Raw genomic sequence first — 12,898 nt, 5'->3', positions numbered from 1 at the left:
ATCCCAGGGCCGACGTCCCGAACAATTCGGATGATTCCGTCACACGGAATGCGGTCTTTACGGAAACTAGCTTTAGGAGTCTTTCACCACCATGTCTCGCACCTCTCTCACCCGTCGGCCCGTGGCGCTCGCGGCCGCCGGCCTCATGGCCTTCAGCTCCGTCGCGGTCGGCGCCACCGGCGCGCTCGTCCCGCAGGCCGTGGCCCAGGAGGCCAACGCCTCGACCATCGACGTCGACCGGGAGGGCTCGATCACGCTGCACAAGCGCCTCGACGCCGCCAGCGTCCAGGACGCGACGGGTAACCTCCAGCTCGCCGACGGCTCCCCGCTGCCGGGCGTGGTCTTCTCCATCCAGCAGGTCCAGGCCGATCTGTCGACCAACGACGGGCTGCGCGCCGCCCGCGCGCTGACCCCGGCGACCGCCGAGGACGACCCCGAGGGCGTCTCCGAGCAGAAGATCACCGACGAGAACGGTATCGCGCACTTCGGCGACCTCCCGGTCGGCGTCTACCGCGTCTCCGAGACCATCCCCGAGACCGTCGAGGGCACCATCCTCCCGGCCCGCGACTTCCTCGTGTGGGTCCCGCAGACCAACCCGGAGAACCAGACCGAGTGGAACTACGACGTCCAGGTCTACCCGAAGAACAGCTCCGCGAGCGTGGAGAAGGAGGTCGACGACGCCGACAAGAACGTCGACGACGAGATCGAGTACACGATCACCACGAAGATCCCGCGCGTCGACCAGCTGAGCAAGTACGTCGTCTTCGATGACCTCGACGAGGAGAAGCTCGAGCTCTCCGCCGAGCAGCGCGAGGGCATCACCGCGTCGCTGACCGCGGGCGACGTGGAGCTCGAGAAGGGCGTCCACTACAACGTTGAGGTCTCCGAGGACCTCGAGGTCGAGGTCGTCTTCACCGGCCTGGGCCGCGCCGCGCTGCTTGCCGCCCCGGCCGACGCCGAGGTCGAGACCACCATCCCCGCCACCCTTAAGGAGATCGGCGAGGGCAACGGCCAGGTCCTCAACCAGGCGACCAACATCATCAACAACTCGGGCTCGACCTTCCTGCCCGGCGACCCGGACGACCCGGAGAACCCGGATCCGGGCGACCCGAACGACCCGAACGAGCCGCCGGAGCCCCCGGAGCCCGACGTCGAGATCCCCTCCAACGAGGTGGAGACCCGCCTGGGCAAGCTGAAGATCGAGAAGAGCGGCGAGGACGACCAGCCGCTCCCGGGCGCGACCTTCGAGCTCTACCGCTGCGAGGACCCGCAGAACCTCATCGGCGACAACCTCACCGTTGCCGGCGAGGACTCGTGGACCACCGACCAGAGTGGTGAGGTCACCATCGACGGCCTGCACGTCACCGACTTCGAGAACAACGCCCCGATCGAGGAGAAGTACAAGTACTGCCTCGTCGAGGTTGAGGCCCCGCAGGGCTACCAGCTGCTCTCCACCCCGGTTGAGGTCGAGTTCACCACCGCCGCGGTGGGCAACACCCTCGACGGCACCGACGCGGTCACCCAGGTCGCGAAGATCGAGAACACCCGCTCCGGCTTCCTGCCCAACACCGGTGGCGCCGGCGTGGTGCTGCTGCTCATCGTCGGCGCGCTGCTCGCCGGCTCGGGCGTCTACGCCGCCGCCCGCAACGCGAAGAAGGCCTAACAAGCCCTTCGCTTAACGGCCGGCGCCGCGAGGCGGGCGCCGGCCCCCGGGAGGGGCCCAGCCGGTCCCTCCCGGGCTCCGCGGGGCGCGACGCGCCACGGGAATCAGCCCACATCGTCACTTCTTTAATTGAGGAGGATGGTCTCTCCGCCATGGCCAAGCACGCGATCGCCGCGCCGCCCGCGCCTTCGAGCGCGGACGACGCGCGCTCCCCGGTGCGGCTCGTGCTGCGCGTCGCGCTGCCCATCCTCCTCGTCATCGCGGGCCTGGCGGTCATGCTCTACCCGGTGGTCGCCACGCAGGTGAACAACATGCGCCAGAACGAGGTCGTCAACGACTACCTCACCGAGCTGGAGAACCGCGACCCCGTGGAGAACCTCCGCGCGGTCGCGGACGCCCGCCACTACAACGACACCCGCACCCAGGCGCCGATCCTCGACCCCTGGCTCGCGCGGGTGAGCGAGGACAACCACGACTACCAGGAGTACCTCACTCACCTCGCCGACGGGCCGGCGATGGCACACCTGAAGGTCCCGTCGATCGGCGTGTCGATCCCCGTCTACCACGGCACCACCGAGGAGGTCCTGCAGAAGGGCGTCGGCCACCTCTACGGCTCCTCGCTGCCGGTCGGCGGCGACGGCACCCACGCGGTGCTCACCGGGCACACGGGGCTGTCCACGGCGACGCTCTTCGACAACCTCACCGACGTGCGCGAGGGCGACGAGATCTTCGTCAACACCTACGGGGAGAAACTCAAGTACGTCGTCCACGACATCACCGTCGTCGAGCCCACCGAGGTCGATACCCTCGCCGAGGTGCCCGGCGAGGACCTCCTCACACTGGTGACGTGCACCCCGTACGGCATCAACACCCACCGGCTGCTCGTCACCGGGCACCGGGTCCCCCTCGACGAGGACGAGCGTTCCTTCGACCGGGATGGGCTTCACTGGCAGTGGTGGATGATCCTCGCGATCGCCCTGGCGGTCGCGGTGCTCGCCGCGCTGATCTGGTGGCTGAGAAAGATCGTGAAGAACAACAAGGAGAACCGATGAGCCATCGCTCCCGCACCTCGGCCGCGGCCACGATGATGGCCGGAGCGCTCGCCGCGGCGGCGCTGGCCGCCGCCCCCGCCCAGGCCCGCGTCGTCACCGGCGACACGGAAGGCCTTAACCCGGCGGAGATCTCCTGCGCCGCGGGCTCGCTGACCGTCAGCAAGCCGGCCGCCAACCCGTACGACGACGTTCCCGCCGGGGAGCTCCCGCCGGGCCCGGTCGCCGGCGCGACGTTTAGCCTCCACCCGATCAAGGGCGTGGACCTCTCCACCGAGGACGGTTGGCGGGACCTCGACGGTCTCGAGGCCGAGAGCATCGCCGAGGAGCGCCTCGGCGAGGAGCGCACCGCCGTGACCGGCGAGGCCGGCCAGGCGACGTTCGACGGCCTCGAGCCGGGCGCCTACCTCGTCACCGAGCAGCAGCGCGACAGCGACGAGTTCTCCTTCCGCTCCGCGGCGCCGTTCATCGTCACCGTGCCCACGGGCGCGCCGGATGGCTCTGGCTGGGTGTGCGACGTCACTGTCGTCGCGAAGAACAAGCCCGACACGCCGACCCCGGCCCCCACGCCGCCGGAGGAGACCACCCCGCCCGCGCCCGAGCCCGGCGAGCCGGGCACCCCGGGCGGCGAGGAGCCGCCGAGCCCCGGGGAGGACGGCGAGGGCCAGGGCCCCAGCCGCGAGATCCTCGCCAACACCGGCGTCGGCCTCATCGGCCTGGTGCTGCTCGCCGCCGGCGCGGTCGCCGCGGGCTACCTGCTGCGCTCGGTGAGCCGGCCCCAGTCTTAGCCGGCTCGGCCGCCGCGCGGCCCGGATAACAACAACACAAGGGCCCCGACCACGCTTGTCCTAGCGTGGCCGGGGCCCGTTGCCGTCCGTGTCACCGTGCTCTAGCTGTCGAAGCCCGCCGGCGGGCCGCGGTGCCGCTCGAGGGGTTTCGCGGAGGGGTCGCGCGGTCCGGGCCTGCCGCGGCCGCTCGGCGTCATCCGTGGAGAGACGACCCCGCCCCGCGGGCCCGGTGCGGACCCGCGGGGCGGGGTGGAGAGAGGCGGCGCCGGCTATCGGCGCCCGCCGCGCCGTTGTTACGGGGCGGGGTAGAACCCGTCCCCGCCAAGGCGGCCCTCCTTGTCGAGGAGGAGCGCGATCTCCGCGTCGCGGCCGCCGGCCGCCGGCAGGCGGCGCCCCTCGATGGGCTCGAAGAGCGGGCGCCTACCGATCATGCCCTGCTCGAGGTGCTTCGCGCCCGCCTGGAGGCGCTCCGTGGCGCGGCGCCGCCACGCCTCCGGGTCGCCGCCGGTGTTGGCGAGCGCCCGCTCGAAGACACCCGGGTGTGCGAGCACCACGAGCGCGGCGACGTGCCCGAAGCCCAGGGAGGTGAGCGCCGCGGCCTTCACCGCGCCGGCGCCGAGGTCGAGCGGCGCCTTGAGCCACACCGCCGGGCCCGCGAGATCCTCCAGGGCGGGGTCGACGCAGTCGAGCGACGCGTTCTGCGGCAGCCGGCCGCTGCGCAGCACCTCGACGAGTCCGCCGAGCTGGAAGATCGCCGCGCCGCCCTTCGCGTGGCCGGTGAGCGACTTCTGCGAGATGACGAACAGCGGGTTCTCGGCGCTGCGGCCGAGCGCGCCCCACAGGGTGGCGTGGAGCTCCGCCTCGTTGGGATCGTTCGCGTTGGTCGACGTGTCGTGCTTGGAGACCACGCGCACGTCGTCCGGCGTAAGCCCCAGGCGGCCCAGCGAGCGGGCGAGCTTCGAGTCGCGCCCGCCGCGCGCCGCGCCGAGGGCACCTAGGCCGGGCGCGGGGATCGAGGTGTGCGCCCCGTCCGCGTACGACGCGGCGTGCGCGACGACCGCGTAGACCGGCAGCCCCAGCCGCGCGGCGAGCGAGCCGCGGGCCAGCAGGATCGTGCCGCCGCCCTCGGCCTCGAGGAAGCCGCCGCGGCGCCGGTCGTTCGCCCGGGAGATGAACCGGTCGTCGATGCCCTTGGCGCGCATCGCGGCGGTCTCGGCGGTGGCGTTCATGTCGCCGAAGCCGGTGAGCGACTCCACCGAGACGTCGTCGATGCCGCCGGCGACGACGAGGTCGGCCTTGTTCAGAGCGATCTTGTCGACGCCCTCCTCGACCGAGACCGCCGCGGTGGCGCACGCGCCGACCGGGTGGATCATCGAGCCGTAGCCGCCGACGTAGCTCTGCATGGTGTGCGCGGCGACGATATTGGGCAGCGCCTCCTGGAGGATGTCGCTGGGGCGCTCCTCGCCGAGGAAGCGGGTGACGAACACCTTGTGCAGCGACTCCATGCCGCCAATACCCGTGCCCTGGGTGGAGGCCACGTCGCCGGGGTGCACCGCCTGGAGGAGCTCGATGGGGCTGAAGCCCGCGCCGACGAACGCGTCGACGGCGGTGACGAGGTTCCAGATCGCCATGCGGTCGGCCCCGTCGATGAGCGAGGCGGGAATGCCCCAGCGGGCGGGGTCGAAGTCGTCGGGCATCTGGCCGGCGACGCTGCGCGACAGCGTCGCGCGCCTGGGCACCCGCACGGTCGCGCCCGCGAGCCTGGTGATCGACCACTCGCCGTCCTCGGAGACGGAGATGCGGGTGCGCTCGGGGTCGGCGGCCTTGACGTCCTCGGCGACTTCCTGGGAGGGGACGGGCACGGTGACGTCGTGGTCGAGGAAGACCTCCACCTCGTCGATGGACGCGCCGTCGGTGAGCCGGAACTTGTCGCTTAAGGGCCTAATCCCGGAGCGGGCGACGACCTCGTCGCGGAAGCGCTCGTAGATGTCCTCCTCGGCGACGGGCTCGCCGTCGGCGTCGTACCAGCCCGGGGTGGGGTCCTCGGACCAGTGGACCAGCCCGGTCATCCACGCGAGCTCGAGCACGCCCGCCGGGGTGAGGTCAACGGAGCCGTCGCGGCCGATGCCGTACTCGGCCTCGGAGCGGGTGCGCCCGGAGCCCCAGGTGGACACCTCGCCAAGGCCGACGACGACGATCATGTCGTCGAGGTCGGTGGTGACCTCCCCGACGTCGACGGGCTTCGGCTGCGCGGCCGCAGCGATGGAGGGCAGCGCCTTGATGCGCGGCGCGGACTGCGCCGCGTCCGGCTCTCCGGCCTGCTCCTCGGCGGCGCGCTCCTGGGCGCGCCGGGCGAGCGCGGGAAGCGAGATCTCCGAGCCTCCCAGGCCCCCGGAGAGGTCCGCGGCAACCGGCGCGGTGCGGGCCTTCTCGCGGGTCTCCTCCGAGGCGAGCGCGACGAGCTCGTGGGAGATCTCCTCGGGATCCCAGACGTGGATGCCGGCGCGCTGCGCCTCGGGCACGAGCGCGTCGTTGCCGCCCATGAGGTTGGTGCCCGCGACCCAGCCGATCGTCGCCTGCGCCAGCGTGACGCCCTCGGGCCAGCCGGCCTCGGCGGACCACTTGTTGACGATCGCGTCGAGCGCGGCCTTCACCTCGCCGTAGGCGCCGTCCCCGCCGAAGATGCCCCGGTTCGGGGAGGCGGGCAGGACGACGTGGCAGCGGGTGTCGATCGCGCCGCGCGCCACCTCGCTGAGCGCCCCGATGAGGCGCTCGACGCTCCAGAGCAAGAGCCTGGTCTGGTTCTCGGCGGGCGCTCCTGCGTCCGCGAGCGAGCCGGCGACCGGCGGCGCGGCAAACGGGAAGAGCAGCGTGGGCACGAGCGCGGGCTTGACGACCTTCGTGGTCGCCCCGGCGGTCTCGGTCTGCTCGGTGGCGACCCAGTCGACGAGCGCGTCGACGTCCCGGTAGGACGACAGGTTCGCCGGCGCGAGCCACAGCTTGGCCGAGGGGGAGGCGTGGCGCGCGTAGAGGCGGCGCGCGAACTCCTTACGCTTCGTCGTGACCTTGGAGGCGGTGATGATCACGGTGGCGCCCTGCGAGAGGAGCCGGGCGGTGACCTCCGCGGCAATCGACCCGGGCGCCGCACCCGTCACCAGCGCGACGTCGGCGGCGAGCGGCTCCTCGGCGGGCTCCGCGGCGGCGGTGGCGATGCGGGCGAGCAGCTCCGGGTCGGTGGCGGGGGCGGGGTGCTCGGCCCACCAGCTGGCCTGCCCGGCGAGCCGCTCGCCGGTGCCGCGGAAGCGCGCGACGACCGCGGGCTCCTCGCTTAAGGCGTGGCGGCCCGTGGACTGGGCCTCCTCCCCGGCGAGGCCGGCGGCCTCGCCGCCGAGCAGCGCGAGGCGGGCGAGATCCTCGCGGGCGCCGGCCCAGCGGTCGTCGAAGAGCACCGCGCGGCGCGCGTCGAAGGCCGGCTCGACGAGGCCCGGCCAGTCGGAGCCGAGCTCCGCCTCGATGGTGCGGGCGAGCTCCGCGGCCGCGTCGTCGCCCTCCTCCGGCTCGGGCGTCTGGTCGAGCCCGAGGCGCGCGAGCGTCTCCCGGGCCAGCCCCGCGAGCACGCCGTTGTCGCCGGTGACCTTCTCGGCGAGCTCGTTGAGGGCGGCGGAGTCGACGACCTCGCCGCCGGCGCCGGCCCCGGCGCCGCCGGGGTTAAGGCTCACCTGGGTGCCGTTGGCCTGGGCGACCCGCTCGACGGCCTGGTCGATGATCTCGTCGAGCTCCGCGGCGGAGGAGACGCTCGGGGCGATCCCGCCGAGCTCCCCGCCGCGCACCGACTCGCCCTCGCGGGTGCCGAGCACGAGCTCGGCCTCGACGTGGCCGACCCAGCTCTCCGGCAGCCCGAGGTCCGCGGTGACGCGCTCGGCGACGCGGGCGGGCTTCTTGCCCGCCGCGGCGGTGAGGGTGCGCAGCCTCCCGGAGACCGCCTCGCCGAGCACCGGCCCGAAGGGCTTGTAGGTGGGCGCGGCGCCGCGCACGGTCTGCGACAGGGTCGCCATGTCCGCGTCCGAGGCCCCGTCGATCGCGGAGACCCCCAGCTCGGCGGACATGTCCATGAGTAGCTGGTTGCGCCTCGAGGACACGCCGTTGGTGAGGTCCTCGACGGTGTCGGTGCCGCTGATCTGGTCGACGCGGATCTTGTTCTGCAGCGCGATGAGTGCGTCGATGCCGGCGGCCGCGTCGAAGGGCAGCTCGGGGGCGCCGGCATTCGAGCCGCCGCCCTGCGGCGCCTGGGTGGCGCGCGCCGGCGCGGCCTCGGCCGCGGGCTCGGGCTGCGCGGGGGCGGGCTCGGTCTCGGCGGGCGAGCCGGAGCCGTCGCGGCCCTGGGGCGCGCCCTCCTCGGCGGGGGCCTCGGTGACCTCGGGGGTGGGCGCGGAGCGCTGGTCGCTCAAGGTGACGGCCTCGTGGTCGCGCTGCGCGTTGTAGACCGGCAGGGACTTACCCAGCACCTTGAGGGTGCGCCCGGCCATGGAGGTGAGCGTCGGCGAGTTCTCCAGGCCCACCTCGACGAGCTCCTCGACGGAGCCGATGAGCAGCTCCTGGGTCTCGATCCAGCGCACCGGGGAGGCGAACTGCCAGCTCAGGAGCTCGATCATGAGGAGGCGGGCGAGCCGGTGGGGCTCGTAGTCGGCGGCGTTGACCCCGGCGAGGCGCTCGGTGGGGACGGTCTCGCGGATCGCGTCGAGGAACTCGTCGGTGAGCTCGAAGGGGCGGGCCACGAGGTTGGGCACGTAGCGGCCGACGAGCGCGTCGAGGTCGAGGCGCTCGGGCAGCAGCTCGTCGAGCTTCGCCGCGAAGTCCGCCACACCCGGGCGCAGGACCCTGGAGTGGAAGGGCACGTCGATCCCGGAGAGCCGCACGAACGCGCGCGGGTTGGCGGCGTTGGCCTTCGCCTCGAGCGCGTCGAGGCCCGCCTTCGTGCCGGCCACGGAGTACTGCTGGCCGGGGATGTTGAGGTTGACGATCTCTAAGAACTCGCCGGTGTCCTCCGCGACGGAGGCGACGAAGCCCTGCACCTCGGCGGCGGACACGCCGATCATGTTCGGCCGCAGCGCGCCGAGCCCGTAGTTCGTGTTGCCCGCCTCGTCGCGGGGCACGAGCGAGTCCATCGCCGTGCCGCGCGAGTAGACGACGTCGATGATGTCCTCGAGGCCGAAGATCCCGCCCATGGAGGCGAGCGCGGTGTACTCGCCGAGCGAGTGGCCGGCGTACATCGCGCCGCTCGCGACGGCGCCCTCCTCGCGGAGCCGCTCGGTCTGGGCGTAAGCCACGACCGCGAGCGCCACCTGGGTGAACTGGGTGAGGTTGAGCACCCCGTCCGGGTGCTTGAACACGCGGCCGCGCACGTCCAGCTCGGTGGGATTCTCGTCGACGACCCTCCTGATCGAGAAGCCCAGCTTGGTGCGGGTGTGCTCCTCGGCGCGGCGCCACGCGTCGCGCGCCGCGGGGGAGGCGGCCCGGTCGGCCTCGCCCATGCCGGTCTCCTGGATGCCCTGGCCGGGGTAGACGTAGGCGACCTTCGGCTCGGCGACGATGCCGCGGCCGCGGGAGACGACGACGTCGTCGATGCGGCAGGTGACCTCGAGCGCGGCGTTAAGCCCGGCGCGCCCGGTGCGCTCGACGGTGATCTCCACCTCGTCGCCCAGCTGCACCATGCCGTACATCTCGTAGGTCCAGCCGATCACGCGGCCGGACTCGGCGGCGAGGTGCTGCGCCGTGGCGGAGAGCCACATGCCGTGGACGAGCGGGGCGTCGAGCCCGACGAGGCCGGCGGCGTTGGTGGAGGTGTGGATGGGGTTGTAGTCCCCGGAGACGATCGCGAAGGGCGTCATGTCGCCGGGCGCGGTGACGGTGCGCCGGTCGACAAACGAGCGTGGCGTCTCGGCGATCTCATCGGCGAGCCGCCCGCCGCCGAAGGGTGCTGCGGGGTCGGGGAGCGCCTCGCCCTCGGCGCGGCCGCGGATCGCGAAGCGCTCGGTGAGGTTCGCGACCGTCTCGCCGTTATCGGAGAGCGTGAGGGTGAGGGTGACGATCCGCCCGGAGCTCGACTCGTCGATGCCGATGCAGCGGCCCTCGACGTCGAGCTTGCGGCCGTCGGCGATCTCGGCAAGCGGCCGCTCGAGGCTCACCGTGTGGTCGAAGTGCACGGCGTTGAGGAGGCCCTCGATGACGGGGTAGTCGCCGGCGATGCGGCCGGTGCCGAGCGTGGCGTAGATCGCGGGCCACAGCGGGCCGACGAGCACGTCGGGCACGCCGGAGGCGTTGTCGGTGATGGCCGCGCCGCTGACGGTGGTGTGCTTCGCGAGCAGCGCCGCGGGGATCCGGACGCGGTCGCGCACCACCCCGAACGGCGAGCCCGCCTCGGGGGCGGCCTCGGGGAGCGCGGTGATCTCGCGCTCGGACTGGGAGGTCGAGCCCACGCCCGCGACGCCGGCGAGCAGCTCGTAGACCGCGCCGACGAGGCGCTCGGGGTCGACGACGGGGCTCGCGCCGGTCTCGGTGGCGGGCCCGAGGATGAGCGGGATGGAGACGCGCTCGACGTGGTAGGGGCGCTGCTCCTTCGGCAGGTTGTCCCACGCGGAGTCGGCGTTGACGACGACGTCGATGCGGCCCTCGCCGCGCTCGACGAGATCGAACGCGTCTCTCGGCAGCTCGTGGGCGGGGTTGGGGATGAGCCGGCCGTGCCAGAGGATCGTCGGCGCGGCGACGGCGAGCTCCTCGAGGCTCGTGGCGCTGTCGAGCCTGGAGACGAGCCGGAGCTCCTCCGGGTCGTCGAGGCGCTCGAGGGCGTGGGACTCGTAGCGGGCCAGCAGGTCGGCGACGGGCTCGTCGACGCGGTCGATGCCTGCCACGGACACGGGCCCGGGGATGACGCGCACCGCGTCGGCGGGGTAGCGCTCGTCCTGGGACTGCCACAGCACATCCAGCCCGAACCAGCGCTCGAGGTCCTGGTCGATGGCCGTGACCCACGGCATGGGCTTGTGGTGCTTGAGGTTGAGGCCCACCCACCAGGCGGCGTCCCGGGCGAGCACGCGGGTGGTCTCGGCCTCGGGGTAGGCGGCGGTGAGCTTCTCGACGACGGCGGGGCCGTCGAGGATGGACTCCTCGGTAGGGAAGAGGGTCTCGATCTCGCCGTGGCCCTCAGGCGCGAGGCGCGCCTCGATGCGGTGCACGAGGTCTAAGAACCGGTCGGTCCACGTGGGGTCCTGCCACGGGTAGGCGAGCTCCACGAAGTGGCGGATCCACTCGGCGTAGGTCATCTCGTCGACGTCGCCGAAGTAGGGCTTCGCCGTGCCGGCGAGCATCTCGACGATCTCGTCCTTGTGGTCGACGAACTCGGCCGGGTCCATGGCGGTGAGGTACTGGCTCACCCGGGAGAACGCGTTGTCCGCCTCGTGGAGGTCGGCGAGCAGGTGCGACTGGCTCGACGCCACGCCGCCGTCCGCGCCAAGCCTGGCGACCCAGCCGTCGTTGTGGGAGCGCGGGATGCCCGGGGTGTTCTTTAAGAGCTCCTTGACCTGCGGGGAGGTCTTCGCCTCCTTGGTGGTCATCGCCGCGGTGCCGACGAGCACGCCGTCGACGGGCATGGCGGGCAGCCCGTAGTCGGCGGCCCACTCGCCGGTGAGGTAGCGCGCCGCGACCTCGGGCACGCCGAGCCCGCCGCCCACGGTGAGCGACACGTTGCCGCGCCGCCGGATCTCCGGGTAGGTGGCGAGCAGCATCTCGTCGAGGTCGACCCACGAGTGGTGGCCGCCGGCGTGTCCGTCCTCGACCTGCATGACGATCGGGAGGCCGGGGTGGTGGTCGGCGATGTCGAGGGTCGCGCGGATCTGCTCGACGGTGCCGGGCTTGAACGAGATGTAGGTGTAGCCGTCGTCCTGAAGCTGGGTGACGAGCTCCTCGGCCTCCTCGGGCTCGGGCACGCCCGCCGAGACCGTCACACCGTTGATCGGCGCGCCCGCGGCGCGCGCCTTGGAGACGATGCGCTGCTGGCCGAACTGCAGGGCCCACAGGTGCCGGTCGAAGTACATGGAGTTGAACTGCGCGGCGCGGCCCGGCTCGAGCTGGCGGAGCAGCGAGTCCTTGTTGCGGTTGAAGACCTCCTCGGAGTACTGGCCGCCGCCGGCGAGCTCCGTCCAGTGCCCGGCGTTCGCCGCGGCGGCGACGATGTCCGCGTCCACGGTCGTCGGGGTCATGCCGGCGAGCATGATCGGGGAGAGCCCGGTGGTCTCCGAGAACTTGGTGTGCAGCACGCGCCTGCCGCTCGGCAGGGTCGCGACCCGAGGCGCGAAGCGCTCCCACGTCTCCGCCTCGGGGAGGCTCTGCCCCGGGGTGGCGAGCCGGTCGCGCTCGTCCGCGGTGGAGGCGTCGATGACGCGGGCGCCGGTGCCCGCGACGAGCGGCTCGGTGAGCCTGGCCAGCGAGCGGTCGAGGACGACGAGGTCGCGCGCGCCCGACTCGATGAGCGAGCGGACCTTCGCCGGCCAGTCCTCGGGCTCGACGAGGATCTCCTCGATAAGAGATGCGCGCGCCGCGGCGTCGAAGCCGGCGGCCGCGAACCACTCGCGGGTGAGCTCGGCGGCGGCGGCTGAGTCGGGGTGGTGGAAGGCGCCGGCGACGGGCAGCGGGTCGATCGCGAGCTCGATCGCGGAGCCGCCGATGCGCCGCTCCTCGAGCGCGTCGTTGTGCTCCTTTGCGGCGGCCTCGAGGCGGGACTGCGCCTCGGCGAGCTGCTCCGGGCTGCCAGACAGCGTCGCCTGGAGGCGGCCGTTGGCCACGGCGAGCGCCGCGTCCCCGCGGTGGGCGTCGATGAACTCGCGGGTCGCGCCGCCCACGGCGAGCATCCGCGGGCGGCGGTCCGTGCCGCCCGCCGTCTTAGCGGAGAGCGCCGCGCCGAGGACGATCGCGAGGCTGAGCGCCTCGAGCGGCTCGTCTGCTGCGAGCGCGCCGAGCGAGCCCTGCGAATACCCCACCAGCGGGGTCGAGCCGCCGAGCTCGAGCCCCAGCTCGCGGAGCTCGCGGTGGGCAGCGATCTGGCCGAGCACGATGCCCGGCACGGACACCGCGGGGCGCACGTCGCCGGGCCGGGAGGCGGGCGGCTCGCCCCCGGCGAGCAGCTCGTCGAGGCGCTCGCCCGCGCCGGGCGCGGCGATGGCGATCTCGCGGCCGACCGGGGCGGTGCGCTCCCGAGCGGCGGCGAGCAGGGTGGTGAGCTCGAGCGCGACGTCCGGGTTGGACGCCGCCTCGATGAGCGACTCCTGCCACCGCGAGGCCTGACCGGCGAAGACGAGCGCCGGCGCGGGAAGGGACTGCAAGGGGTTGGTAGCCATGTCTAGAGGTCT

The 12,898-nt window shown here is 73.0% G+C and carries 4 protein-coding genes; 3 read left to right on the top strand and 1 reads right to left on the bottom strand.

What is annotated here, in order from left to right:
* Positions 1–91: 91 nt before the first annotated feature.
* The 3 genes from HMPREF9719_RS08160 (at position 92) to HMPREF9719_RS08150 (ending at position 3,500) form a co-directional block, all read left to right on the top strand.
* Positions 92–1,663, top strand: coding sequence for a SpaH/EbpB family LPXTG-anchored major pilin (locus tag HMPREF9719_RS08160; RefSeq protein WP_004601520.1), 1,572 nt, complete (start codon positions 92–94; stop codon positions 1,661–1,663).
* Positions 1,664–1,815: 152 nt separating this feature from the next.
* The gene (locus tag HMPREF9719_RS08155; protein ID WP_004601519.1) at positions 1,816–2,715 is read left to right on the top strand and encodes a class C sortase; all 900 of its coding nucleotides are present in this window, start codon (positions 1,816–1,818) and stop codon (positions 2,713–2,715) included.
* Positions 2,712–3,500 (top strand): SpaH/EbpB family LPXTG-anchored major pilin, encoded by a 789-nt coding sequence (locus HMPREF9719_RS08150; protein ID WP_004601518.1) that lies wholly within the window; start codon positions 2,712–2,714, stop codon positions 3,498–3,500. Before HMPREF9719_RS08155 ends, HMPREF9719_RS08150 begins: the two co-directional genes overlap by 4 nt.
* 293 nt (positions 3,501–3,793) lie before the next feature.
* On the opposite strand, the gene HMPREF9719_RS08145 is transcribed toward HMPREF9719_RS08150, so the two are convergent.
* Complete coding sequence (locus HMPREF9719_RS08145) at positions 3,794–12,886, bottom strand: type I polyketide synthase (protein ID WP_004601517.1); 9,093 nt, start codon at positions 12,884–12,886, stop codon at positions 3,794–3,796.
* Positions 12,887–12,898: the final 12 nt, after the last annotated feature.

The organism is Corynebacterium otitidis ATCC 51513, assembly GCF_000296405.1.
Lineage (GTDB): Bacteria > Actinomycetota > Actinomycetes > Mycobacteriales > Mycobacteriaceae > Corynebacterium > Corynebacterium otitidis.
This window is presented reverse-complemented; position numbering and strand designations above follow the sequence as displayed.